This is a genomic window from Kitasatospora sp. NPDC033851 (genome assembly GCF_055576085.1).
In genome coordinates, this window is record NZ_JBVIRL010000005.1 from 17122 (window position 1) to 38668 (window position 21547).

The window sequence follows — 21547 nt, forward strand, 5'->3', positions numbered from 1 at the left end:
GGCCGCCCGCGGTTGGCTGGTGCCGTGGACTTCTCCCAAACGCTGCGTGAGCGCCGTACCAGCCGCCGCCTGAGCCAGCTCGACCTCGCCACCCGAGCGGGAACGACCCAGCGGCACCTGAGCTTCATCGAGTCCGGCCGCTCCGTGCCGGGCCGGGGCATGGTCGTCCGGCTCGCCGAATCGCTCGACCTGTCGCTGCGGGACCGCAACGAGCTGCTGCTGGCCGCCGGTTACGCACCCGTCTACCCGGAGACACCGCTGGACGGGCCGACGCTGGCACCGGTGCGGGAAGCGATCGGCCACATCCTGGCCGGCCACCTCCCGTACCCGGCACTCGTCGTGGACCACCGAGGTGACGTGGTGGCCGCCAACGCCGCCCTGGACGTGATCACCGCAGGCGCCGACCCGCGGCTCGTCGGCCCCGGCACCAACGCCTACCGGCTCGCCCTGCACCCGGACGGCCTCGCCCCGCGCATCCTCAACTTCGCCGCCTGGGCCCGCCACATCGTCGAACGCACCCGGCATCTCGGCGAACTGCACGCGGAGTTGAGCTCGTACGTTCCAGAAACCGAGGTGGGAGAACAGCACTTGGGCTTCGCCGTCCCGCTCGAGCTGCGCACCTCGCTCGGCGAGCTGCGTCTGATGACAACGGTCACCACCTTCGCCACCGCCGTGGACGTCACCCTCGCCGAACTGAAACTGGAAGCCTTCCTGCCGGCGGACGCGGCCACCGCCGAGGCGTTGCGGGGAGCGGCCGCGGCATAGCGGGAGCGGCCGCTCAGAGCCCCGGGAACTGGTAGTCGGCGGTGATCCGGCCGTCGGTGTCCAGGACGACGAACTCCACCCCGCTGCCGACCGGTTCGCCACCGCCGACGGGCACCATCTCCCAGGTGAAGCGGACGACGTCCCGCAGCCGCACGGCGTCCGGCCGGGCCCGGAAGGTGAACTCGCCGGGCGCCACGAACTCCTCGTGGGCGCGGGCCACCCGGAACTCCAACTCCTCGTAGCCGCGCGCCTCCAGGACCGGCTCCGCGAACCCGACCCGCGCGGCTGCCTCCCGGGCTTCGACAGGCGGGTGCAGGAGGTGCACGCCGCCCACGGCCCACAACCGCTCGACCGCCGACCGGCGGGCAACAGCGTCGGGCTCGGTCCACAACGCGGCGTAGCGGTCGGCGAGTTGCTGGGCGCTGGTGGCGATGGATGTGCCGGTGGCGATGGGCGTACCGGTGGTCATGGCGGACTCCTGTGGTGTTCGGCCGGTCTCGGTGCGACCCATCCTGGGGACGGCCCCGCAGTCGGACAATTCCCGCCGGGGAATGGCCGGTTGGCGGCATCGTCGGTCGGCGGCCCGGCCGGGCGGCCCACGGGCGGGAGGTCGCGGGCCCCTCGAGCTTCCTTCGAGCGGTCCGCGGTCGACCCCGTGGACCCGCGCCGTGCCGCCGTGGTCGGACGGCGGCACGGTACCGCTAACCGGCTCCCGGCCGGACGGCGGCGATCGGCAGGGCCGTCGCCACCAGGAGGCCGGCGGTGTAGAGCGGGCCGAGATCGCCGGCCGCCGAGCCGAGCGTGGTCGCGGCGAGCAGCGGGCCGGCGGTGGCGCCGAGGTTGAGGGCGGCGGTCGCGTAGGCGCCGGCCATGGTGGGCGCTCCGGCCGCCTCGTACAGCACCCCGGTGACCAGCGTGCCGCCGACGGCGAAGGACAGCGCGCCCAGCAGGAACACCAGGGGCAGCAGGACGGCCGGTCGGTCCGCGAGGACGGCCGCCGTGGGCCAGCCGGCCAGCAGCAGCGGGCCGCCGGTGGCGAGGACCAGACCGGGGCGGCGGTCCGCCAGCCGTCCCGCGGCGGTGACGCCGACGAAGGACCCGGCGCCGAACAGCACCAGCACGACCGGCACCCACAGTGCGCCGAGCCCGGCGGGGCCGGTCACGACAGGGGCGAGGAAGGTGAAGCCACCGAAGGTCGCCGCATTGACGAGAGCGGCGAGCAGCATCGCACGGAGCAGTCGCGGACGGCCCAGCTGCCGGAACTCCGTGCGCAGGGACGGGGCGTGGGGCCCGCGCGCGGTCGTGGGACGGGCGGGGAGAGCCCAGACGAGGCCCACGGCGGCGGGCAGGCAGAGCACGGCGACGGCCCAGAACGCGGCGCGCCACCCGTACAGCGCGCCGAGGACCGAACCGCCCGGGACCCCGGCGACCGTGGCCACCGTCGTCCCCGACAGCAGTACGGCGAGCGCCCGCCCCTTCCGGTCCGCCGGGACCAGCGCGGCGGCCGTGGTCATCGCCACGGCGAGGAACCCGGCGTCGGCTAGCGCGGCCACCACCCGGGTCGACAACAGCACCGGGAAGCTCGAGGTCAGGGCGCCCACGGCGTGAGCCGCCGCGAACGCCAGGACGAACCCGAGCAGGCTGCCGCGCCCCGGCCGGCTGCGGGCGAGCGCGGCCATCAGCGGCGCGCCGACGGCCATCCCGACCGCGAAAGCCGAGGTGAGGCCGCCCGCCGTGCCGACGGTGACTCCGAGATCGTCGGCGAGGTCCGGCAGCAGACCGGCGAGCATGAACTCCGAGGTGCCCATGGCGAAGACGGCCAGGGCGAGCAGATAGAGCGGAAGGGGCATCGAGGGGCTCCGGAACGAGGAGAAGCAACGAGGAACGGCGTCTCGTCACCGCGCTCAGCCCCCGAGGGCGCACGCTTTCGCGGCCGGGCCCGCGCTCGCGCACGGCATTTCAGCGCTCAGCGCTTCAACGGCTGCGGGGGTTCAGGGGGCTGACGGCGTGACCGAAAGTCCCCACCCTGGATGCCTCAGGGCTCGACATGCTCCGTACGCTACCCGACGGGCGGCCGTCCCGGCACCGGAGTTATTTCCGTTTGCCCGAGAGGTCAGGATGCCGTTGGGTTGGCCGCATGAACGAACCGCTGAACCGACCGCAGGCCGAACCGCTGAACCGACCGCTGACCGAGCTGCGCACCGAACGCCTGCTGATCCGCCGCTGGCGCGAGTCGGACCTCGTCCCGTGGGCCGCGATGAACGCTGACCCCGAGGTCCGCGAGCACCTGGGCGGCCCGCTCACCCGGGAGCGGAGCGACGCGTCGGTGGCACGCTTCGAAGCGGCGATCGAGCGGCGGGGGTACGGCTGGCTGGCCGTCGAAGTACGGGACAGCGGCGAGTTCGTCGGCTTCGTGGGCCTGGACGACATCGAGGAGACGGACCCGGTCGACGGCGTCGAGATCGGCTGGCGCCTGGCCCGCTCCGCCTGGGGACACGGCTACGCCACGGAGGCGGCCCGCGCCGTCCTGGCGTACGGCTTCGACGCCCTCGGCCTCCCCGAGGTCCTCGCCATCACCACGGCCGCCAACCAGCGCTCCCAGTCGGTGATGCGCCGCCTCGGCATGACCCACGACCCCGCTGAGGACTTCGACGACCCCGCCGCCCCGGACGGTCCGCTGCGCCGCAACGTGGTCTTCCGGCTGCGCCGCGAGGACCGTCTGTCCTAGGGGAGGGGACCGGGCCTTCCGGTCGGCCGTGTGGACCGCCTCCGACCGGATCACCGTCAGCACCGACGTCACCGATATCACCGACACCGGGTCACGGGTCCTCAGCGCCGACCGGGAGCCGGCGAACCCACCGGCACCAAGAGCGTCGGCGCCGTCCGATCGCCTGGCCGTGGATGGCGCGAGGTTCGCCGCCCAGGCGGCGGAGGCCGTCGCGCACCTGGCCGACCGGCCCCGCTCGCACCGGGCCTGAACTGCGGGATCGGGCGGCGCGATTGTCAGTGGGGTGTGCAAGGGTGGCCCCATGCTGGCGATCACGGTGCAGACGAACGACGGGAAGCGGCGTTCCCGACCGAGCGCGGACGAGTTGGCGGGACTGGTCCGGGGCATCGGCGCGGAGGACGACCGCTTCCTCGTCCTGGAGCGGATACCGGACCTGCCGGACGTATACATCCAGGTGTGGCACTCCGACGGCGAGGGCTACACGCTGGAGCACCGCGACGGCTCCGCCCAGCGGCACTTCGAGGTGCGGCTGGACGGGCCCGGGCCGGTGGCCGAGGCGATGACGGCCTGGGCGCGCGGCGAGGCGGGCTGGGGTGACGGCCTGGACTGGCAGCTACTCGACATGGGCCCGGTGCCGGAGCCCGTACCGCCGGTGGAGCTGGGAGCGGGCGAGCGGCGGGAGTTGGAGGACCGGCTGCGCCTGACCCTGGCCTGCGGCTACACCGACCGCGCCCGGCTGGCCGAGGAGGCCGAGGAGTACCTGGTGTCGGGCGGCCTCCGTCCCCTCTCGCGTGCGCAGGCCGAGCAACTCGCCGACCGGCTCTGGCTGGAGCGCGTCGGCGAGCAGACCGGCTGGATCGGCGACACCGATCCGGAGCGCCTCGCCCACGCCTTCGCCGCCCTGGAGGCGAGCGGCATCACGGCCCGGGAGGACTTCACCTGCTGCCGGTCCTGCGGCGAGGCAGAGATCGGCGCGGCCGGCGCCCCGGACGCCCGCGGCTTCGTCTACTTCCACTCCCAGTGCACCGAATCCGCCGCCGCCGGCCACGGCCTGTCTCTCCTCTACGGCGGCTTCGACGGCTCCCCGTCGACCGCCACGGCCGTCGGCCACGAGGTTGTCGCCGCCCTCACCGCCGCCGGCCTGCCCACGGTCTGGAACGGCGACCCGTCGCACGCGATCGAGATACGCCCCCTGCTCTGGCGCCGCCGCCTGGGCGGGTGATCGGACCTGAACTGCCGTATCCTCCGGGGCCGATAACGGTGCCCGACGGCGTCCGACGGTGTTCGGTAACGTTCGACGGAACGGGGGAGCAGCATGATGCAGCGGGGGAAGGTGCCGCGGAGCAACGCGCGGGAGCTGTGGGGGGCGTTGCCGAGGAGTGTGCGGCGGCAGGTGATCGCGGACGCCCGGCGGGGGCGGGCCTGGGAGGACCGGCGGGTGGCGGCGGTGGCCGTCGGCTGGGCTTGGCAGGTGCTCGGCACCCCGGACGCCCGTCGAAGGGACCTCGGCGCGCTGCTGGGCTACCTGCTCAACGCGGTCATGAGCGCCGGCCCGGGTGCCACGGCGGGCGTGGACATCCTCGACGGTTCCCCGGACCACGACGCCAACCCGCTGGTCCGCCGCTGGGCGCGGCGGGTCGAGGCGGCCAACCCGGTGCGGCGGCCGTGAGGAAGGAAGCCGGGACGTGAGCGATGACGTCCTGTCGGTGATCCCGGCGGACCGTCCTGGCAGCCGGACCGGTCGGCGTTCGAGCGGCCGGCGCGCCTCTTCCCATGAGGACGGATGACCGGTGCCCCGGTCCGGCCGACCAGCAGGCCAGGAGGTCGGCGGACCGGACCGCGGCATCGGGTCACGGCACCAGCAGGTGCAGGGCGTTCCTTTCCACCGCGACCTCGACCGGCAGGGGTGCGATGAATTCTCCGTCGGCGTAGGCGGTGATGCCCGGGGAATCGATGCGCAGGGACTCGGTGCGCAGGGTGGTGACCTCGGGGCGGGTGGTGTGGGTGCCTTTGAAGAGGGTGGGGAAGAACCGGGCGATGCGCAGGCGGGGCATGGCGTCGACGAGGGTGACGTCGAGTAGGCCGTCGTCCGGGAGGGCGTCCGGGCACATGAGCATGCCGCCGCCGTAGCTGCGGGTGTTGCCGACGGCGGCGAGGGTGAGGTCGCGTTCGATGACGGTGCCGTCGGCGAGAGTGATCCGGAACGGGAGCGGGCGCAGGTTGGCGAACTCGATGAGGATGGCGAGGTTGTAGCGCATCCGGCCGCGTGGCCAGCGCAGGCGGTTGGTGCGGTCGCTGACCAGGGAGTCGAAGCCGGTGGCGAGGATGGAGCCGAACCGGCGGACGGACCCGTCCGGACCGGTGACCCGGCCGAGGTCGACGGTGCGGATGCGGCCGGCGGCGATGATGTCGGCGGCGGCCTCGGGGGCGTCGAGCGGGAGGCCGTACGCGCGGGCGTGGTCGTTGCCGGTGCCGGCCGGTATCACGCCGAGCGGGACGGTGGTGCCGGCGAGGGCCTGCAGGGCGAGGTTGATCATGCCGTCACCGCCGACCACGGCGACCGCGTCCACACCGTCCGCGGCCGCTTCGCGGGCGAGGCGGACGGCGTCGTCGGCGGAGCGCCCGGCGTGGGGTTCGGCGTCGATGCCGAGGGAGCGCAGGCGGGCGACGGCCCGCTCCGCGGCGGGGCCGGCGTGGCCGGCGCCCGCCGCCGGGTTGGCGAGAACGGCGACCCTGCGGACGGTTCTCGGGCCGTCCGCCCCATGAGCCCGGTTCATGGGATCAGCTTGCCGGGGTTGAGGATGCCCGCCGGGTCGAGCTCGGCCTTGACGGCGCGCAGGATGCGGACGCCCAGGTCGCCGACCTCGTCGGTCATCCAGGGCCGGTGGTCGGCGCCGACGGCGTGGTGGTGGGTGATGGTGCCACCCGCGCCGACGATGGCGTCCCCGGCGGCGCGCTTGGCGGCGCCCCAGCGGGTGAGCGGGTCCTCGCCGAGGGCGGCGACGACGGTGAAGTAGAGCGAGGCACCGGTCGGGTAGACGTGCGAGATGTGGCAGAGCACGAGCGCGCCGGGCAGGGCGGCGGTGAGTGCCTCGGTGACGGCGGCCCGCAGGGCCGGCAGTCGGCTCCAGCCGGCGGCCGTCTCCAGGGTTTCGCACAGCGCCCCCGCGCCGAGCAGTGAGTCGCGCAGGTAGGGCGCGTTGAACCGGCCGTGTTCCCAGGCCCGGGCGGGGGCTTCGCCGAGCGAGGTGGCGCCGGCGGCGAGCAGCGCCTCGCGGGTGGCACGGTGCCGGGCGGCGACCTGTTCGGCGCTGCCTTCGAAGACGGTGACGGCCAGGCAGCCGCTGACGGTCGGGCTGCCGCCGATCTGTTCGGTCATGGCGAGGTTGACCATGGTCTCGGCCTCGTCGGAGAGCCGGATCACGGTCGGGCCGGTGCCCTGCTGCTCGACGGCGCGCAGCGCGGCCGTCCCGGTGGCGAAGTCGGGGAAGCTCCACGCCTCGTAGGCCTTGACGGCGGGCAGCGGGTGGACGCGCAGCCGGACGGCGGTGATCACGCCGAGGGTGCCCTCGGAGCCGAGGAAGAGCTGGCGCAGGTCGGGGCCGGCGGCGGAGGCGGGGGCGCGGCCGAGGTCGAGCACCCCGGCAGGGGTGACCACCCGCAGGCCGCGCACCATCTCGTCGAAGCGCCCGTACCCGGCGGAGTCCTGGCCGGAGGAGCGGGTGGCCGCGAAGCCGCCGATGGTGGCGTAGCGGAAGCTCTGCGGGTAGTGGCCGAGTTCCCAACCGCGTTCGGCGAGCAGTGCTTCGGCGGCCGGGCCGGTGAGGCCGGCGCCGAGGACGGCCTCGCCGGAGGTCTCGTCCAGGTCGAGCAGTTCGTCGAAGCGGCGCAGGTCGAGCGAGACGACGGCGTGGAAGGGGCCGCGCTCGGGGTCGAGGCCGCCGACGACGCTGGTGCCGCCGCCGAAGGGGACGACGGCGATGCGGCGTTCGGCGCACACCGCGAGGACGGCGGCGACCTCCTGCTCGCTGCCGGGCAGCACGACGGCGTCGGGCGCGTCCTGAGGCTCGCGGCTGCGGCGGCGCAGCAGGTCGGGGGTGGACTTGCCGCCGGCGCGCGGCAGGCGGTCGGCGTCGGCGGTGCTGACGTGGGTCTCGCCGACGGCGGCGGCGAGTGCCTTGAGGTCCTCGGCGGAGGTCCGGGACGGGTGCAGTACGACCTCCTCGGCGCTCGGCCCGGGGGCTGCGTCGCCGGTGACGCCGAGGGCCGCGGCGAGCAGTCCCTTGATGTCGGCGGACAGCTCCTTGGCCAGGGCCGGGTCGCCCCAGGCGTCCCACTTCATCGGGGGGAGCGGAAGAGCGGCGCCCGCCGGTCCCGCTTGCGTCTCAGGTGCCATGCGTTACAGTTTCACACATCATGTCAAGTAGTAACGCCGAGCCGGCGGCAGCAGCCGGGCAGCCCCGCAGCACCGACGACGCGATCCTGGACGCCGCCGCCGACCTGCTCGTCCACCTCGGCGTGCGCCGCACGCAGTTGGCCGAGATCGCGCGCCGCGCCGGGGTCAGCCGGCCGACCGTCTACCGGCGCTGGCCGGACGTCCGGGCGGTGATCGGCGCGCTGCTCACCCGGGAGATCCTGGCCACCCTGGAGGGCGCCTCGCTGGACGTCCAGGACCGGGAGACCCTCGTGGAACGGGTCGTCGAGGTCGCCGTCCGGCTGCGCGACCACCCGGTGCTCGGCGCGCTGCTCCACTCCGAGGACTCCGACCTGCTGCTCGAGTACGTGGTCGAGCGGCTCGGCGCCAGCCAGCGCGGCCTGCTGGAGGCGCTGCGCAGCGGCATCGAGCGGGGCCAGGCGCACGGCTCGGTCCGCGCCGGGGAGCCGCTCGAACTGGCCGCCATGGTCCTGCTGATCGCCCAGTCCACCGTCCAGTCGCACCGCATGGTCGCCTCCCTGCTGCCAGAGGCGGCCTGGCGGCGCGAACTGGCCAGAGCGCTGAACGGATACCTCGCACCATGACGACGCCCGCCGTCGGCCCCTTCGCGGGGACCAGCCGACTCAACGCCGCACGCCGCACGCTGGAACTCGAGGCGCTCGGCGACGACCCGCACATCGACCTGCTGGTGATCGGTGGCGGTGTCACCGGCGCCGGGGTGGCCCTGGACGCCGCCTCGCGCGGCCTGCGCACGGTGCTGGTCGAGTCCCACGACCTGGCCTTCGGCACCAGCCGCTGGAGCTCCAAGCTGGTGCACGGCGGACTGCGTTACCTCGCCTCCGGCCGGATCAAGGTGGCCCGGGAGAGCGCGGTCGAGCGCGGCGTGCTGATGACCCGCACCGCCCCGCACCTGATCCGCGCGCTGCCCCAACTGGTGCCGCTGCTACCGGACTTGCTGCGCCCCGGGCAGGGCGCGCTGATCCGCGCGGGCTTCCACGCCGGCGACGCGCTGCGGGTCAGCGCCGGCACGCCGGGCGCGCTGCTGCCCCGGATGCGCCGGATCGACGCGGCCCGCACGCGACAGCTGGTGCCGGGCGTCCGGACCGCGGGCCTGCGCGGCGCGCTCGTCGCGCACGACGGCCAACTCGTGGACGACGCACGGCTGGTGGTCGCCCTGGCGCGAACCGCCGCGCAGTACGGCGCGAGCGTGCTGACCAGGGTCCGGGCCGAGGCGGTGACCGGCACCTCCGCCCGGCTCGTCGACACGCTGACCGGACAGGAACTGGCCGTCCGGGCGGGCGCGGTGGTCAACGCCACCGGCGTCTGGGCGGGTGAGGTGGACACCTCGATCACGTTGCGTCCGAGCCGTGGCACCCATGTCCTGGTGGATGCGGGGATGCTGGGGAATCCGACCGCCGCCCTCACCGTGCCGGTGCCCGGCTCGACCAGCCGCTTCGTGTTCGCCCTGCCGCAGCAGCTCGGCCGGGTCGCGATCGGCCTGACCGACGAGGACGCCCCGGGCCCGATCCCGGACGAGCCGCAGCCCGCCGAGGCCGAGCTGACCTTCCTCCTCGACACCGTCAACGCCGCCCTCGCCACCGCGCTGACCAGGGCGGACGTGCGCGGGGCCTACGCCGGGCTGCGCCCGCTGATCGACACCGGGGGCGGCAGCACCGCCGACATCTCGCGCGAGCACGCGGTGCTGGAGTCCCCGTCCGGGTTGGTCACCGTGGTCGGCGGCAAGCTCACCACCTACCGCCGGATGGCCGAGGACGCGGTGGATGCCGCCGTCCGGCTGCGCGGTCTGCCCGCTCGGACCTGCTGGACGGCGCGGCTGCCACTGGTCGGCGCCCCCGGACACCGGGACAGCCGACCCCTGCCCGCGCAGAAGGCGCCCTCCTCACTGCTCGCCCGGCACGGCGGCGCCGCCCACGAGGTGCTGGCGGCGGGGGAGTCGGTGCCGGTGACCGAGGGTCTGGACGTCACGCGCGCCGAGATCGCGTACGCGGTCACCCACGAGGGCGCGCTGGACGCCGCCGACGTGCTCGACCGCCGCACCCGGATCGGGCTGGTCGCGGAGGACGCGGAACGGGCACGGAAGGTGGTCGAAGAGATTCTGACGGAGTGTCAGGACGGCTGATCGGCCCAGGGGAAGGGCGTCAGGTCCGGTTCGACCCAGCTGGTCCGGGCCTGCTCGCTCGCGAGCGTTCCGGGCCGGTAGTGGCGGGCGAGCAGTTCCTTGTCGAGCAGCTCGGGATGGCGGGCCGCGAACGCCTCGAAGTCCTCGCGCTCCTCGAAAACCGGTGCGCCGTCGGCGTGGTGGGCCACCAGCTCGACCCAGGCCCGGGTCATGGTGACGTGGAACTTCTGCGGCGCCCCGGCCTTGGTGGCGGTGCGCCGGATGCCGTCGCCGATCAGGCCGAGGGCGGTGGCGGCGCCGTGCCGGCGGACCGCGAGCCAGGTGAGGCGGACGTGCCGGCGGTGGCCGAAGCGCTCGGCTCCGGTCATCGCTTCGCGCAGCAGGTCGTCGAAGACGGCGAAGGCGTCGGGGGAGTCCGGGGCGTCGGGGCAGCCCGGGGCGTCCGAGGCGTCCGGGGAGTCCGAGGCGTGGGGGGTCGCGGAGGAGGGCATGCGGGGCTCTCATGGGGGAGGGTGGAACATGCGAATGGGAGATCGTAGGGTTTCGGCGCATTCACGGGCAAACCACCCGCACGGACGGTTTCAGCGGGCCGCGTGCTCCGGCATGGGGAGTTCGGTGCCGGCGAGCTCCAGGACGCAGGAGAGCGGCTGCTCGGCACTGCCGGTGCGGTCCAGGGTCACCGCGAGCGGCCGGGGCGGTTCCTCGGCGAGCTGGGCGGCGAGGGTCAGCGGGTAGCTGCCGTGCCCGTGGACGCGGTGGAAGGCGCACTCCTTGCCGTCCACCAGCAGCTCGGTCTCGGTGATCCAGCCGGAGCGGACGTTGACGGTCACGGAGTGTCCGCCCTGGTCGACGTGGAAGCTGTACCGCTGGCGCATGGGAACCTCCCGCGAGGGCGCCGCAGCCGGGGGAACCGGGAATCGGGGAACCACCGCCAGTCTAGGTCGGCCGCACCGCCCCGGCGCCCCGGTCGGTCCGGTCGGTCCGGCCTCGGGTTCCCCTCGATCGGTTCCCGTCGGAGTCCCTGAAAAGGACCCGGAGAAATTCCCGGGGCGGAGCCCGCCTTCAGGCGGATTCTCGTGATCTCTACAGTGTTGTAGATTCGTCCGCAGGGAGAGATCAGAGGAGGGCATTGTGGGAGTTTCACTGGCCAAGGGCGGCAACGTCTCGCTGAGCAAGGAGGCGCCCGGTCTGAGCGCCGTGATCGTGGGTCTCGGCTGGGACGTGCGCACCACCACCGGGGCCGACTACGACCTGGACGCCAGTGCGCTGCTGTGCAACGCGCTCGGCAAGGTGATCTCGGACCAGCACTTCGTGTTCTTCAACAACCTTCGCAGCCCCGACGGTTCGGTCGAGCACAGCGGCGACAACCTGACCGGTGGCGGCGACGGCGACGACGAGCAGATCAAGGTCGACCTGGACCGGGTGCCGGCCGACGTGGCCAAGGTGGTCTTCCCGGTGTCGATCTACGACGCCGACGCCCGGCTGCAGAGCTTCGGTCAGGTCCGCAACGCGTTCATCCGGATCGTCAACCAGGCCAACGGCCAGGAGATCGCGCGCTACGACCTGTCCGAGGACGCCTCGACCGAGACCGCGATGGTCTTCGGAGAGCTGTACCGCAACGGCGCCGAGTGGAAGTTCCGCGCCATCGGCCAGGGCTACGCCTCCGGCCTTCGCGGCATCGCGACCGACTATGGCGTCAACGTCTGATCCTCGCGCCGGAGCCGGCGGGTTTCGGTGGTCACGCGGAAGGTTCGGTCCGTCCGAGCGCGTGGCCGCCGAAACCCCCGCTGCCGGTGAGCTGGTGCTGCCACCAGGCGGTCATCGCGGGCTCGTCCATGGTCGACCAGTCCGGTGCCTCGGTGACCTGCGCCCGGCCGAGCGTCCGGCCCAGGTCCACCAACTCCCGGCCGGCCGCGCTCCGTTCGCGGTCGTACGCGGCCAGTAGGGACGACCAGGAGCCGGCGGCCCGTCCGGCCTGCTCGAAGGCGTGTGCGTCCTGCATAGCCTTCACCGCCCCGCTCGTGTTGTGCGGGCGCACGACGGTGGCCGCGTCCCCGCCGATGAGCAGCCGCCCGGCCGTGCGGCGCGGGGTCGCCAGGTCGTAGACGGGCTGCAGGAAGGTCCGTTCACGCGGGGTGAGGGTGACCAGCCCAGCCCAGTACGGCGGCAGGTGCCGCTCCGCGAGCTGCCGCAGCTCGTCCAGCCGCCCGTCGGTGAGGGCGCCCGCCGGGAGGCTGGTCGGGCCGTCCAGGCGCAGCCAGGCCGGGGTAGGTGCGTAGAAGACCCAGTTCACCTGGGTGCGGCCGGGGTCCAGCCCGGGGATGCGGTAGATCACGACCTGTCCGCCGCGGTAGCAGACGGTGATGCACTCCTCCTCCGGCCAGACCGCGGCCCCGCCGGGAAGCCCGTCGAGCAGTGCGGCGTCGTAGCTGCCGCGCCAGCACACGTACCCGGCGTACTCGGGCGCGGCCTGCGGGCAGACGGCGGCGCGGACCACCGAGCGGTAGCCGTCCGCGCCGATCACCAGGTCGTAGGCGTGGCGGCCGCCGTCGGCGTCCTCGGCCCAGGCGCCCTGCTCGTCGCCGCCGACCGCGGTGACGGTGGTGCCCAGCCGGTACTCGACCTGCTCGGGTTTGCGCTCGCGCAGGGCCTGCCAGAGGACGGCCCAGTGGTGGGAGTGGAACGGGAACGGCTGGTCCCAGAGCACCCGCCCGCGCCCGTCCGGGCCGTCGCCCTCGTCGGCCGGTCCCCGGGTGGTCCAGCGGCGGACGGTGAGGCGGTGGCGGCGGGTGTCCGCGGCGAGGTGCCCGGCGCGGACCAGTTCGTCGAAGCGGTCGTTGTGGGTGCAGATGCCCACGCCGTGGTCCTCCAGTCGGCCCGGGCTGCGTTCCAGCACCACGACCCGTTCCGCGCCCAGCCGGGCGGCGGCCCCGGCGAACGCGCTCCCGGCGATGCTGCCCCCGACCACGGCCACCGAACCACCCCGCACGGCCGCCCCCTCTCCCGAGCCCGCGATGTCCGGGACACGACGATACGCGGGCGTCCCGCCGTCCGCGCGGCGTTCGGTCGGTTCGGTCCGGGGCGGCAGGTCCGAGCCGCAGGGCGGCCGGTTCGGGCCGTGGCCGCTGGGCTTCCCCCGCTTTATGCAACTAGTTGCAACCGATCGACCCGTCCCCTTACCCTGCGGTAACCACGACACCCAGCCCGCGCCCCAGGAGACGTCGATGAGCGCCACCCCCGGCAGCAGCCGCTACCCGCACCTGCTCAGCCCACTCGACCTCGGCTTCACCACCCTGCCCAACCGCGTGATCATGGGCTCGATGCACGTCGGCCTGGAAGAAGCCCCCCACGGCTACGAGCGGATGGCCGCCTTCTACGCCGAGCGCGCCCGTGGGGGCGTCGGCCTGATCGTCACCGGCGGCATCGCCCCCAACGAGGCCGGACGCCCCTGGGAAGGCGGTGCGATGCTGACCACCGAGGAAGAAGCCGACCGGCACCGCCTGGTCACCGACGCGGTGCACGCCGCGGGCGGGAAGATCGCCCTGCAGATCCTGCACTTCGGCCGCTACGCCTACCACCCCGACCTCGTCGCCCCCAGCGCCCTCCAGGCCCCGATCAGCCCCTTCGTGCCCAACGAGCTCACGGCCGAACAGGTCGAGCAGACCATCGAGGACTTCGCCCGCTGCGCCGAACTCGCCCGCCGAGCCGGGTACGACGGCGTCGAGATCATGGGCTCCGAGGGCTATCTGGTCAACGAGTTCATCGTCGCCGCGACCAACCGGCGCGACGACGAGTGGGGCGGCCCGTACGAGCGGCGGATGCGCTTCCCGGTGGAGATCGTCCGCCGGGTCCGCGAGCGGGTCGGCGACGACTTCATCATCGTCTACCGCCTCTCCATGCTCGACCTGGTGCCGGGCGGCTCCACCCTGGACGAGGTGATCCGGCTCGCCCAGGCCGTCGAAGCCGCCGGGGCGACCATCATCAACAGCGGCATCGGCTGGCACGAGGCCCGCATCCCGACCATCGCCACCTCGGTGCCGCGCGGCGCCTTCGCCTGGGTGACCAAGAAGGTCATGGGCAAGGTCGGCATCCCGCTGGTCACCACCAACCGCATCAACACCCCCGAGATCGCCGAAAGCCTGCTCGCCGAGGGCAACGCGGACCTGGTCTCGATGGCCCGCCCGCTGCTCGCCGACGCCGACTTCGTCGCCAAGGCCCGCGACGACCGCGCCGACGCCATCAACACCTGCATCGGCTGCAACCAGGCCTGCCTGGACCACACCTTCAGCCTCAAGATCACCTCCTGCCTGGTCAACCCGCGCGCCTGCCACGAGACCGAACTCGTCCTCGCGCCCACCAAGGTGCGCAAGCGCGTCGGCGTCGTCGGCGCCGGCCCGGCCGGCCTCGCCTTCGCCGTCTCCGCCGCCGAGCGCGGCCACGAGGTCACGCTGTACGACGCCGCCGAGACGGTCGGCGGACAGCTGAACGTGGCCCGGCGCATCCCCGGCAAGGAGGAGTTCGACGAGACGCTGCGCTACTACCGCACCCGGCTCGCCGAACTGGGCGTCACGCTGCACCTCGGGGCCACCGCCACCGCCGAACAGCTGGCCGAAGCGGGCTACGACGACCTCGTCCTCGCCACCGGCGTCACCCCGCGCACCCCCGCCGACCTCCCCGGGATCGACCACCCCAGCGTGGTCGGCTACCTCGACGTGCTGCGCGACGGCGCGCCCGTCGGCGAGCGGGTCGCCATCCTCGGCGCGGGCGGCATCGGCTTCGACGTGGCCGAGTTCCTCACCGACCAGGGCGACCAGGCGAGCCTCAACCCGCCGGTGTTCCAGGCCAAGTGGGGCATCGACCCGGAATACCGCGAGCGTGGCGGCCTGCGCGCCCCCGAGCGCCCGAAGCCCCCGCGCAGCGTCCACCTGCTGCAGCGCAAGACCAGCAAGGTCGGCGCCGGGCTCGGCAAGACCACCGGCTGGATCCACCGCACCGAGCTCAAGCACCGCGGCGTGGTGATGGTCCCCGGCGTGACGTACGACCTGATCGACGACGCCGGCCTGCACATCACCGTGGACGGTGAGCGCCAGCTGATCCCGGTCGACACCGTGGTGCTCTGCACCGGCCAGGAGCCGCGCCGCGACCTGTACGAGGCGCTGCGCGAGCGCGGCCTGGCAGTGCACCTGATCGGCGGCGCCGACGTGGCCGCCGAGCTGGACGCCAAGCGGGCCATCAAGCAGGGCACCGAACTGGCCGCCTCGCTCTGAGCGGCTCATGGGCGCGTGCATGAGGGCTGCTCATGCACGCGCTCATGTGACCGGGCCATGTGACCTGCTCATGGGGGGCGGTCATGAGATCCGTTCATGGGCGTGCCCCATGAGACTTGTTCATGCGCGCGGCCATGAGACCTTCTCATGAGCGTGCCCCATGAGGCCTGCTCATGGCCTCGCTCCATGAGACCCGCTCACGGCCCGCAGCCATCCGACCCGCTCATGCGCCCCTAGGATCGTCCGCATGTCGCTGCCGCACGCCATCCTCACCGCCCTCCTGGAGAAGCCGTCCTCGGGGCTGGAACTGACCAGGCGGTTCGACAAGTCGATCGCCTTCTTCTGGCCCGCCACCCACCAGCAGATCTACCGCGAGCTGGGCCGGCTGGAGGCCTCCGGTCACATCCGGGCCCTTCGGCCGGACGCGCCGGTGCGCGGGCAGAAGAAGGAGTACGAGGTCCTGCCGGAGGGCCGTGCCGAACTGGTCCGCTGGACGGCCGAGGGCGCCGCCCCGCGCGCCGTCCGGGAGCCGCTGCTGCTGCGGCTGCGGGCGGCGGCGGTGGTCGGCGCGGACGGCCTGACGGCCGAGCTGGAGCGCCATCTGGCGCTTCACCGCGCGCAGTTGGCCGACTACCTGGAGATCGAGCGACGCGACTTCCCGGCCGAGAAGGCGGACGGCGAGAACCGGCTCCAGCACGCGGTGCTGCGGGCCGGGATCGGGCTGGAGACCTTCTGGCTGGAGTGGCTCGCCGAGACCCTCGAAGCCCTCTCCCCGGACCATGCCTGACCCTCGCCGCACCCGGCCCTGACCTGCGAAGATGCCCGCCCCGCGCGCCGCGCCCAGCCGCCGGTGGGACACTGGTTGCCTTGTCCCTGCCCGAACTCTCGACCGGGGGCCCGTATGTCTCTTCCTAGGCCTCTCCACGCCATCACCGCCGCGGCCGTCGTCGTGGCGGTCGCTCTGGGCCCGGCCCACCTGGCGTCGGCCGCGCCCACCCAGGAGCTCCCCTCCGCCGACCAGCTGAAATCTGCCCTGCTCACCGCGGCCGACCTCGGCCCAGATTTCACCGAGGCACCCGCCACCCAGAGCCCCAGCCCGGGCGACAACCCGAGCCCGGTCAGCGGCTGTGACGCGCTCAGTGCCTTGATCAACATGCACGCCACCCAGCCCGGCCTCGCGAACCCGCGCGCCGAGACCGAACTCGACGGCCCGGACGGCAACCCGATGGTGACCGAGGCCCTCGCCGCCGAGGCGCCCGATCGGCTCGCCGCCGACTTCAACAGCGTGGCCGACGCCCTCCGAAGCTGCCACAACATCACCTTCAACGCCGGCACCGAGGACACGGTGACCTTCACCGTCACCCCGATCACCCTCGGCGACCGCCAGGACGCCCCCGCGGTTCGCCTCGACGGCACCCTGGCCGGCGTCCAACTCAACGCCTTCATCGGCATCGAGCGCTTCGGCACGGTCGCGATGGCCTTCGGCTACTTCCAGCGCGAGGGCGCCTCCTCGCAGACCGCCTCGATGCAGTACCGCACCGCCGTGGCCAAGGTCGAGCGCACCCTCGGCACCACCGCCGGCAGCACCACCCCGCCCACCGTCGTGGCCACCCAGGGCATGCGGGTCTGACTTCGGTCGGGTTCCTGAAGGACGTGTGCTCGAGGTGGCCCTGCTCCCCGCCGCGTGCCTCGCCGCGTGCGGTGGGGACACATCGTGCACGGCGGTGACGCTCGCCGACACCTGGCGGTACGGCGCGGTGGAGGACGTCGGCTACGGCCACTGGGGCCCAGGAACTGGTAGCACAGCGAGCTGTTCGACCGGTCGGTCACCCGGGGCCGGTACCTGGGTAGCTTCTCCTTCGACCCGCAGACCGGCCAGGTCTGCTCCTGCGCGGTGAACCGGAGGGTGCGAGTCGACTGGCCCCGCCCCTCAAAGCCCCGCCTCTCAAAGCCGCGCCTCTCAAAGCCGCGCCGTTCAAGGCCTCGCCTCTCAAGGCCTCGCTGTGCCGAAGGGGTTGTCGATCACGTAGCGCCAGTGGCCGGCCGGGTCGCGGCGGGCGACGTCGGTGGCGGTGCCGGTGAGGTGGACGGGGGTGCCGTCCGGGGCGGTGCCGGTGATCTCCCAGTCGACGATGAGGAGGGCGATGTCGTCGGCGACGTAGGTGTGCCGGGGGCGGACGGTGATGGGCAGGCCGAGAGCGAGGAACTCGGCGCTGGCGCCGTGGAGTTCGGATCCGGTGACGGCGGCTCCGGGGGAGGGGACGAAGACGGCGCCGGGCTCGTAGACCTGGGCGAGGAGGCCCGGGTCGCCGGAGTTGAACGCGGCGGCGAAGGCTGCCGGGTGTTGTGCCGGGTCGGTGCTCGCGGGGAGGCTGGTGGGGTGAGTCATGTGAGCAGTGAAGACGGGCGTGCCGTAGGTCACCAAACGGGAAGCGACGCGCGCGCCGAAAGCCGGAGCTGGGACGCGGAGTTGGTGCCCGGCGAGCGCGGCCGTACGGTGCGACCGGAGACGGATTGCCCGGTGGAGGTGGCGCTCGCGGCGGTGGCGGGCCGGTGGACGACCCTGGTGCTGCGGGAGTTGATGCACGGCCCCGCCTCGTACGGGGAGTTGCGGGCGCGGCTGCCGGAGATCAGCTCGAAGGTGCTCGCGGAGCGGCTGCAGGCCCTGGGGGAAAGGGAGTTGGTGGTGCGGGAGCGGCTGACCGGTTTTCCGGTGCGGACCTCGTACCGGCTGACGCCGGCGGGGGAGGCGCTGCGCCCGTTGCTGGTGGAGCTGTACCGCACGGGTGAGCGGCTGGCGGGCAGCCGGTGAGAGGGGCGGCCGCACCCCCGTGGCGGCCGCCCTCCCACCCGGGCCCCTCCCACTCGGACCTTCGCCCCGGGCTCCTCTCACCTGGACCCCTCCCGTCCGGGCTTGCGGCCTACGGGTGGTAGGTGACCTCCGGGAAGGCCGGCGAGGGCCCGTCGAGGAGTTGGCGGCCTCGGTGGCGCAGGTGGAGGTCGAAGAAGGCGAGCGGGTAGGCCTGCTGGATGCGGATGCCCCGGTCGGGGTCCAGGGTGCCGACCTGGGACTGGATCTGCTGTTCGGTCATGCCGAGCAGCTTCCCCGCCTGGGGGATCAGCGTCATGTTGTCGCCGTACGAGGCGTGGATGGCGCCCGTGGCCTGGATGTCGAGCCGCCAGCCGCGCAGGTGGGTCCAGAAGGTTTCGGCGGCGGGGTTGGTGGCCCGGGCCCAGACGGCGGTCATCATCATGAACGGCCGGTCGAGGTCGGTGGTGGGGGCGGGGTTGGCGATCATCGGCCCGTCGAGGGAGAGTCCGGCGCGGATGCGCTGGTCGGCAGCCATGGCGAGGGCGGTGGCGGTGCCGCCCTTGGACCAGCCGAACGCGCCGACGGCGTCGGGGTCGAGGCCGCCGAGCAGGCCGACCGGAAGGGTGCGACCGTCGACGTCGGGGTTGCGGCCGGCGGCGAGGTCGTCGACGCGGTCGAGGAGGAAGCGGACGTCGGCGGCGTAGTCCTTCGGGGCCATCGGGACGAGGTCCGACGGGGTGGAGACGGTGCCGTCGGGGAACTCGGTGAACGCGTCGTGGGTGTGGTCGACGGTGACGACGGCGTAGCCGTGGCTGGCGAGCTCCTGGCAGATGACCGTGTGGTCGGCGCGGTGGCTGCCGGAGCCGTGCGAGAAGACGACGACGGGCAGCCGGTGGCCGGTCCGGTGGACGGGCGCGCCCTGGTGGCCGGCGGTGAGCGGGGCGACGGAGGGGTCGAGCGGGTAGCCGGCGTCGTCGAGGAAGGCGCGCAGGGCGCCGTCGGTCATCCAGGGGGCGAGCGGGTACGCGTGGGTGTCGGCGCTCCGGGCCGGGTACCAGACGGTGGCCATCAGCTCGCGGTAGCGGCCGGGGCCGGCGATCGGGTCCGGGCGGGAGGTGTCACGCAGGTGGAGCGGCACCATGCCCACGAGGCACGGGCCGGTGGGCGCGGGAAGGGTGAGTCGGGCGGGGGCGGACCCGGTGGGCGTGGCCGGACCGCCGGAGGAGGCCGGGGCGCCCCAGGCGGCGCCGGCGAGGCCGAGCGGCACGGCGGTGCCCACGGCCAGGGCGGTGCCCATCATGCGGCGGCGCGTCAGTCCGGTACGGCTTGCGAACGGCGTGGTGTCCATGCGCTGAACGCTGTCACGCGGGGCGGGCGGGCAGCATCAGCCCGCCGATTGATCCTCCGTCACCGGGTATTGGCCCACGGGTTTACGTCCTTGGGCTGATGCGGACCGGAAAGCGACAGCCTGGCGGTGCGCCGGCGCACCGGGCTCGGGCTCGGGCTCGGGCTCGGGCTCGGTGTTCACCGTGTGCCTGTCCCGGTCAGACGAAGTTCTTGTCGATCAGCATCTGCAGCACGTTGACGTGGAAGTCCGGGAAGTCCATCGGCACGATGCCGAACCGGGCGCGCTGCTGGGTGCGGGCGTTCAGGTACGGGTAGACGGTGCGGTCCATGAGGCTCTGCGAGCTGCTCTTGGGCCAGTAACCACCGGCGTAGCTCAGGAAGTTGACGAACATCTTCGAGTAGTTCGGGTTGAGGAACGCCTTGTCGAACTGGGTGACGATGTACTGGCCCTTCTTGCCCAGCGGGTCGCTGCCGCCGATCTCCCAGACGTCCTGGGTGTCGAGGTACTCGTTCTGGCCGCTGGACCAGTCGATCAGACCCCAGGGGTTGGCGAAGTCGGCGAGCAGGACGACCTTTCCGCGCGCGGTGCCGAGCGTCGGCCAGCCGTAGAGGTGGAACAGGCTCCGGAAGCCGAACTCGTTGAAGTAGTAGTTGACCCGTCGCATGAACTCGTCGTCGCCGAGGGCCTGTCCGCCCGCCCGCTCGTTCCTGAGGCGCATCACGATGGTCTCGCCGGAGTGTGCCTGCAGGAAGGACCGGCACTGGTCGAGGACGTCCTGCAGCCGGATGTGCTGGTAGTTGTCGGAGTGGTAGATCCCGAGTTCGTCGGGCGCGCCCTGCAGGCCGTTGCAGCGGATGTCGAGGAAGCGAACGCCTTCCTGCAACTGCTGTGGGATGCCCCAGTTCTGGGTGTGCGACCACTCGGTGCCGTAGCCGGGGTTCTCGCAGCACGAATCGTGGGTGCCGGGGATGGTGAGACCGAGCAGGGAGGCGTTTCCGTCCAGGCGGCTCATCCAGTTGTCGGTCGGCAGTCCGCGTGGAGTGGTCCGCGCGGCGGCCCAGGTGGTGGACGGCAGGACGAGGCCGCCTCCCAGGGCGGCTGCCCCGCCGACTCCCGCGCCCCACTTGAGAAGATCACGACGTGCGATGCCCATGGCGTGGCTCCTTCGGCCTTCGGATCGGCTGGGACGTGCGCTGTCGCTGCTCCGAACGCGGCCTCGGCGTCGGCGGGTCCACTGTACGAGGGGCCCGCCCATGAGTCACGACTACCGACCCGGTGATGTGCTGAGGCAGGAGTGTCCCCCCGGGGCAGTCCCCCCGGGGCAGTGGGCCGGGTTCACGCTCGCGCAGCCGGTCGCCGATCAGCCGTCGGCGGTGGGAGTGGGAAGTCGGCGGGGTCGACCTCCCACTCCGGGCGGTGGTGGGCCTCCGCCGGTCAGCGGGCCTCGATGGCGACCGACTCGATGACCACGTCCTTCACCGGGCGGTCGTTGCGGCCGGTTTCCGCCTCGGCGATGCCGTCGACGACCTTCCGGCCGGCCTCGTCGGCGACCTCGCCGAAGATGGTGTGCTTGCCGGTGAGCCAGGTGGTCGGCGTGACGGTGATGAAGAACTGGGACCCGTTGGTGCCCGGCCCGGCGTTGGCCATCGCCACCAGGTACGGCTTGGTGAACGCCAGGTCCGGGTGGAACTCGTCCGCGAACTTGTAGCCGGGCCCGCCGGTCCCGTTGCCCAGGGGGTCGCCGCCCTGGATCATGAAGCCCTCGATGACCCGGTGGAAGACCGTGCCGTCGTACAGCCTGTCGGTCGTCCTCTGCCCCGTCTCCGGGTTGATCCACTCCCGGTCGCCCTTGGCGAGCTCCACGAAGTTCCGGACGGTCTTGGGGGCGTGATGCGGCAGGAGCCGGATCACGATGTCGCCCTGGTTGGTCTTCAGCGTCGCGTACAGCTCTTCTGCCATGGCACATCCTTCGGTCGGTCCTACTGGCGCGGGCCAGTCTTCCGACCGGGCGGACGACTCGGGGCGACGGCACGGCATCTCACTCGCACGAGT

Annotated in this window: 22 protein-coding genes; 11 read left to right on the forward strand and 11 right to left on the reverse strand. The window is 73.2% G+C overall.

Translation table 11 applies throughout. The annotated features are described in order from the left end of the window. The first annotated feature begins 24 nt into the window (after nucleotides 1-24). Nucleotides 25-765, forward strand: a complete 741-nt coding sequence (locus ACZ51D_RS11820; protein WP_465662070.1) for a helix-turn-helix domain-containing protein — start codon at nucleotides 25-27, stop codon at nucleotides 763-765. Nucleotides 766-778: 13 nt separating this feature from the next. Here ACZ51D_RS11820 and ACZ51D_RS11825 read toward each other — a convergent pair whose 3' ends face one another. Next, on the reverse strand, nucleotides 779-1234 hold the full coding sequence (locus tag ACZ51D_RS11825; RefSeq protein ID WP_465622044.1) for a hypothetical protein: 456 nt from the start codon (nucleotides 1232-1234) through the stop codon (nucleotides 779-781). A gap of 232 nt (nucleotides 1235-1466) precedes the next feature. Then, nucleotides 1467-2615, reverse strand: a complete 1149-nt coding sequence (locus ACZ51D_RS11830) for a Cmx/CmrA family chloramphenicol efflux MFS transporter (protein WP_465662072.1) — start codon at nucleotides 2613-2615, stop codon at nucleotides 1467-1469. A 335-nt stretch (nucleotides 2616-2950) separates the two neighbouring features. Here ACZ51D_RS11830 and ACZ51D_RS11835 point away from each other — a divergent pair, with 335 nt between their 5' ends. From ACZ51D_RS11835 to ACZ51D_RS11845, 3 genes are all read left to right on the forward strand, one after another. After that, nucleotides 2951-3493 (forward strand): GNAT family N-acetyltransferase, encoded by a 543-nt coding sequence (locus ACZ51D_RS11835; protein ID WP_465622219.1) that lies wholly within the window; start codon nucleotides 2951-2953, stop codon nucleotides 3491-3493. Between the two features lie 301 nt (nucleotides 3494-3794). Further along, entirely contained in the window at nucleotides 3795-4715 is a 921-nt protein-coding gene (locus tag ACZ51D_RS11840) for a DUF6891 domain-containing protein (RefSeq protein WP_465622041.1), read from the forward strand. Between the two features lie 93 nt (nucleotides 4716-4808). Next, nucleotides 4809-5162 (forward strand): hypothetical protein, encoded by a 354-nt coding sequence (locus tag ACZ51D_RS11845; protein WP_465662074.1) that lies wholly within the window; start codon nucleotides 4809-4811, stop codon nucleotides 5160-5162. Between the two features lie 181 nt (nucleotides 5163-5343). Here the strand turns inward: ACZ51D_RS11845 and ACZ51D_RS11850 are convergent, their stop codons facing one another. Together ACZ51D_RS11850 and ACZ51D_RS11855 are read right to left on the reverse strand one after the other, a co-directional pair. Beyond that, complete coding sequence (locus tag ACZ51D_RS11850; RefSeq protein ID WP_465662076.1) at nucleotides 5344-6270, reverse strand: diacylglycerol kinase; 927 nt, start codon at nucleotides 6268-6270, stop codon at nucleotides 5344-5346. Continuing rightward, the gene (locus tag ACZ51D_RS11855) at nucleotides 6267-7835 is read right to left on the reverse strand and encodes an FAD-binding oxidoreductase (RefSeq protein WP_465662078.1); all 1569 of its coding nucleotides are present in this window, start codon (nucleotides 7833-7835) and stop codon (nucleotides 6267-6269) included. The genes ACZ51D_RS11850 and ACZ51D_RS11855 overlap by 4 nt, the downstream gene beginning before the upstream one ends. A 74-nt stretch (nucleotides 7836-7909) precedes the next feature. Here ACZ51D_RS11855 and ACZ51D_RS11860 point away from each other — a divergent pair, with 74 nt between their 5' ends. Together ACZ51D_RS11860 and ACZ51D_RS11865 are read left to right on the forward strand one after the other, a co-directional pair. After that, on the forward strand, nucleotides 7910-8512 hold the full coding sequence (locus ACZ51D_RS11860) for a TetR/AcrR family transcriptional regulator (protein WP_360490506.1): 603 nt from the start codon (nucleotides 7910-7912) through the stop codon (nucleotides 8510-8512). Next, complete coding sequence (locus ACZ51D_RS11865; RefSeq protein WP_465662080.1) at nucleotides 8509-10068, forward strand: glycerol-3-phosphate dehydrogenase/oxidase; 1560 nt, start codon at nucleotides 8509-8511, stop codon at nucleotides 10066-10068. Before ACZ51D_RS11860 ends, ACZ51D_RS11865 begins: the two co-directional genes overlap by 4 nt. On the opposite strand, the gene ACZ51D_RS11870 is transcribed toward ACZ51D_RS11865, so the two are convergent. Together ACZ51D_RS11870 and ACZ51D_RS11875 are read right to left on the reverse strand one after the other, a co-directional pair. Next, entirely contained in the window at nucleotides 10056-10559 is a 504-nt protein-coding gene (locus tag ACZ51D_RS11870) for a hypothetical protein (protein ID WP_465662082.1), read from the reverse strand. The genes ACZ51D_RS11865 and ACZ51D_RS11870 overlap by 13 nt on opposite strands. Nucleotides 10560-10649: 90 nt before the next feature. Next, nucleotides 10650-10943: a hypothetical protein gene (locus ACZ51D_RS11875; protein WP_465622031.1), complete on the reverse strand. Its 294-nt coding sequence runs from the start codon at nucleotides 10941-10943 to the stop codon at nucleotides 10650-10652. 256 nt (nucleotides 10944-11199) lie between these two features. On the opposite strand from ACZ51D_RS11875, the gene ACZ51D_RS11880 reads away from it, so the two are divergent. Next, on the forward strand, nucleotides 11200-11775 hold the full coding sequence (locus ACZ51D_RS11880; protein WP_360490494.1) for a TerD family protein: 576 nt from the start codon (nucleotides 11200-11202) through the stop codon (nucleotides 11773-11775). 31 nt (nucleotides 11776-11806) lie between these two features. On the opposite strand, the gene ACZ51D_RS11885 is transcribed toward ACZ51D_RS11880, so the two are convergent. Next, complete coding sequence (locus ACZ51D_RS11885) at nucleotides 11807-13042, reverse strand: FAD binding domain-containing protein (protein WP_465662084.1); 1236 nt, start codon at nucleotides 13040-13042, stop codon at nucleotides 11807-11809. A gap of 250 nt (nucleotides 13043-13292) precedes the next feature. Here ACZ51D_RS11885 and ACZ51D_RS11890 point away from each other — a divergent pair, with 250 nt between their 5' ends. The 3 genes from ACZ51D_RS11890 to ACZ51D_RS11900 all read left to right on the forward strand — a co-directional run bounded on the left by ACZ51D_RS11890 (nucleotide 13293) and on the right by ACZ51D_RS11900 (nucleotide 16965). Then, nucleotides 13293-15335, forward strand: coding sequence for an oxidoreductase (locus ACZ51D_RS11890; protein ID WP_465662086.1), 2043 nt, complete (start codon nucleotides 13293-13295; stop codon nucleotides 15333-15335). Between the two features lie 247 nt (nucleotides 15336-15582). Further along, complete coding sequence (locus ACZ51D_RS11895; protein WP_465622026.1) at nucleotides 15583-16122, forward strand: PadR family transcriptional regulator; 540 nt, start codon at nucleotides 15583-15585, stop codon at nucleotides 16120-16122. Between the two features lie 114 nt (nucleotides 16123-16236). Beyond that, on the forward strand, nucleotides 16237-16965 hold the full coding sequence (locus tag ACZ51D_RS11900; protein WP_465622024.1) for a hypothetical protein: 729 nt from the start codon (nucleotides 16237-16239) through the stop codon (nucleotides 16963-16965). A gap of 360 nt (nucleotides 16966-17325) precedes the next feature. On the opposite strand, the gene ACZ51D_RS11905 is transcribed toward ACZ51D_RS11900, so the two are convergent. After that, nucleotides 17326-17724, reverse strand: a complete 399-nt coding sequence (locus ACZ51D_RS11905) for a YybH family protein (protein WP_465662088.1) — start codon at nucleotides 17722-17724, stop codon at nucleotides 17326-17328. 132 nt (nucleotides 17725-17856) lie between these two features. Here ACZ51D_RS11905 and ACZ51D_RS11910 point away from each other — a divergent pair, with 132 nt between their 5' ends. Beyond that, nucleotides 17857-18147, forward strand: a complete 291-nt coding sequence (locus ACZ51D_RS11910) for a winged helix-turn-helix transcriptional regulator (RefSeq protein WP_360490477.1) — start codon at nucleotides 17857-17859, stop codon at nucleotides 18145-18147. Between the two features lie 109 nt (nucleotides 18148-18256). Here the strand turns inward: ACZ51D_RS11910 and ACZ51D_RS11915 are convergent, their stop codons facing one another. The 3 genes from ACZ51D_RS11915 to ACZ51D_RS11925 all read right to left on the reverse strand — a co-directional run bounded on the left by ACZ51D_RS11915 (nucleotide 18257) and on the right by ACZ51D_RS11925 (nucleotide 21454). Further along, nucleotides 18257-19495 carry an alpha/beta hydrolase family protein gene (locus ACZ51D_RS11915; RefSeq protein WP_465662091.1) on the reverse strand — a complete coding sequence of 413 codons (1239 nt, stop codon included), beginning with the start codon at nucleotides 19493-19495 and terminating at the stop codon, nucleotides 18257-18259. A gap of 196 nt (nucleotides 19496-19691) precedes the next feature. Then, nucleotides 19692-20648 (reverse strand): phosphatidylinositol-specific phospholipase C, encoded by a 957-nt coding sequence (locus ACZ51D_RS11920; RefSeq protein WP_465662093.1) that lies wholly within the window; start codon nucleotides 20646-20648, stop codon nucleotides 19692-19694. Nucleotides 20649-20929: 281 nt separating this feature from the next. Then, nucleotides 20930-21454 carry a peptidylprolyl isomerase gene (locus ACZ51D_RS11925; RefSeq protein ID WP_465622015.1) on the reverse strand — a complete coding sequence of 175 codons (525 nt, stop codon included), beginning with the start codon at nucleotides 21452-21454 and terminating at the stop codon, nucleotides 20930-20932. Nucleotides 21455-21547 lie beyond the last annotated feature (93 nt).

Bases quoted from the DNA above. Each gene is read 5' to 3' on its own strand.
- ACZ51D_RS11840 (WP_465622041.1), top strand. From the start codon at position 3,795: ATGCTGGCGATCACGGTGCAGACGAACGACGGGAAGCGGCGTTCCCGA.
- ACZ51D_RS11920 (WP_465662093.1), bottom strand. From the start codon at position 20,648: ATGGGCATCGCACGTCGTGATCTTCTCAAGTGGGGCGCGGGAGTCGGC.
- ACZ51D_RS11875 (WP_465622031.1), bottom strand. From the start codon at position 10,943: ATGCGCCAGCGGTACAGCTTCCACGTCGACCAGGGCGGACACTCCGTG.
- ACZ51D_RS11925 (WP_465622015.1), bottom strand. From the start codon at position 21,454: ATGGCAGAAGAGCTGTACGCGACGCTGAAGACCAACCAGGGCGACATC.
- ACZ51D_RS11915 (WP_465662091.1), bottom strand. From the start codon at position 19,495: ATGGACACCACGCCGTTCGCAAGCCGTACCGGACTGACGCGCCGCCGC.
- ACZ51D_RS11860 (WP_360490506.1), top strand. From the start codon at position 7,910: ATGTCAAGTAGTAACGCCGAGCCGGCGGCAGCAGCCGGGCAGCCCCGC.
- ACZ51D_RS11900 (WP_465622024.1), top strand. From the start codon at position 16,237: ATGTCTCTTCCTAGGCCTCTCCACGCCATCACCGCCGCGGCCGTCGTC.
- ACZ51D_RS11850 (WP_465662076.1), bottom strand. From the start codon at position 6,270: ATGAACCGGGCTCATGGGGCGGACGGCCCGAGAACCGTCCGCAGGGTC.
- ACZ51D_RS11890 (WP_465662086.1), top strand. From the start codon at position 13,293: ATGAGCGCCACCCCCGGCAGCAGCCGCTACCCGCACCTGCTCAGCCCA.
- ACZ51D_RS11825 (WP_465622044.1), bottom strand. From the start codon at position 1,234: ATGACCACCGGTACGCCCATCGCCACCGGCACATCCATCGCCACCAGC.
- ACZ51D_RS11830 (WP_465662072.1), bottom strand. From the start codon at position 2,615: ATGCCCCTTCCGCTCTATCTGCTCGCCCTGGCCGTCTTCGCCATGGGC.
- ACZ51D_RS11845 (WP_465662074.1), top strand. From the start codon at position 4,809: ATGATGCAGCGGGGGAAGGTGCCGCGGAGCAACGCGCGGGAGCTGTGG.
- ACZ51D_RS11865 (WP_465662080.1), top strand. From the start codon at position 8,509: ATGACGACGCCCGCCGTCGGCCCCTTCGCGGGGACCAGCCGACTCAAC.
- ACZ51D_RS11905 (WP_465662088.1), bottom strand. From the start codon at position 17,724: ATGACTCACCCCACCAGCCTCCCCGCGAGCACCGACCCGGCACAACAC.
- ACZ51D_RS11870 (WP_465662082.1), bottom strand. From the start codon at position 10,559: ATGCCCTCCTCCGCGACCCCCCACGCCTCGGACTCCCCGGACGCCTCG.
- ACZ51D_RS11855 (WP_465662078.1), bottom strand. From the start codon at position 7,835: ATGAAGTGGGACGCCTGGGGCGACCCGGCCCTGGCCAAGGAGCTGTCC.
- ACZ51D_RS11895 (WP_465622026.1), top strand. From the start codon at position 15,583: ATGTCGCTGCCGCACGCCATCCTCACCGCCCTCCTGGAGAAGCCGTCC.